1 protein-coding gene and 1 pseudogene are annotated in these 1206 nt (G+C 73.3%); both read right to left on the bottom strand.

The window, feature by feature from the left end; translation table 11 throughout:
• Window positions 1-286 (bottom strand): annotated as a pseudogene (locus tag ACWGIU_RS38155) (serine/threonine protein phosphatase); the annotation flags it as partial.
• A gap of 309 nt (window positions 287-595) precedes the next feature.
• Window positions 596-1206, bottom strand: a 611-nt coding sequence (fomD, locus tag ACWGIU_RS38150; protein ID WP_453712722.1) for a cytidylyl-2-hydroxypropylphosphonate hydrolase, incomplete at its 5' end; no start/stop codon positions are given.

Genomic DNA, 1206 nt, shown 5'->3' with positions numbered 1-1206 from the left:
GGTCCTGCAGCTGTCCCTGTACCTGCGCCTGGCCCTGGGGGGAGTCCGCGGCGGCCGGAACGTCCGCCGCCGCGGCGCGGGGCCGGGGGAGCCCGGCAGCCGAGCGGGCCGCCCGCGCGTCGGAGGCCGCGGCGGCGCTGCCGCCCGGCTCCGCGCCCTGGCCCGGTGCAGGCGTGCGTACGGCCTCGGCGGCGGCAATGGGCGCCTTGCCGTGGCCGGCCTCGTCCGTACCTCCGCCGGAGGCGACGGGCTGCGGGCCCTCCTGGGAGGTGGGGTACTCCGTCACGCGTGGATTTCCGTCCGTTTGCGCTCGATGTGCGCTGCACTCAACTCGGTCAGTCGCGGTATACCCGCTCAGCGGCCCGGGCACCATCACCCCGAGGTTCCTGCCCCAAACTTCTCTCCCGGCCTGCGGCCGGGAGGTGCCCCTGACGGACCCCCGCCCCCTCGTCGTCTCTCGTCGTGCGTCCGACCTCCGGTCAGATCCCCTGCGCGGACGGACACTTGCACAGTGATGCGGCGACCGCACCGTCCCGCGCGCGTGACCTCGTGGAGGACGATCCTACGTTTGAACCCCGGGGGCGCATCAAGGGTCTCATGAGGTCATATGCGTCGGGGTGCGGTCCCAGTCCTCCGGAAGGGCCGGAATCCTCCAGGCCGGATCCGGCCGCCAGCCCTCCCAGCCGCCGGAGAACGGGGCCCCCCATTCCTCGATCACCTCGACGGCCGCGCGGCCGGCCTCGCGTACCCGGTCGGCCTGCTCACGGGCCATCAGGCCGGACCGCTGCGCCTGCGCGAACTCGTCCTCGTCCAGCCAGGTCCAACTGCGGTCCGGGTGGACGGCGATGTCCAGGAAGTGGTCCACGGAGTCCACCCCGCCGGCCCAGCGCGAGCGCGGCTCCTCCAGGTTCACGTACCAGTTCTTGAACTGCCAGCGCGGGCCCCAGAACAGCCACACCGACCACGGGTCCCCGGGCCTGGCCAGTTTCAGGACACCTGCGCCGAACCAGCGCGAACGTACGGTGGTCCGCGGCGCCGTGTAGCGGGTGGCGAGCGGTTCCTCGTGGACGGAGGTGCCGTCGGCGAGGACCGGCTTGACGCATTCGGTGCCGGGGGCCATCCACACCGCCAGCAGCTCGTCCGTGTCCTGGACCACGGTCACCGGGCGGCAGATGTGGACCGGGCCCTTCAGCCCCGGGGCGTGGT

This window comes from Streptomyces sp. NPDC054840, from assembly GCF_053611065.1.
Note: the sequence above shows the minus strand (reverse complement) of the source record. Positions and strands in the feature narration are given on the sequence as shown.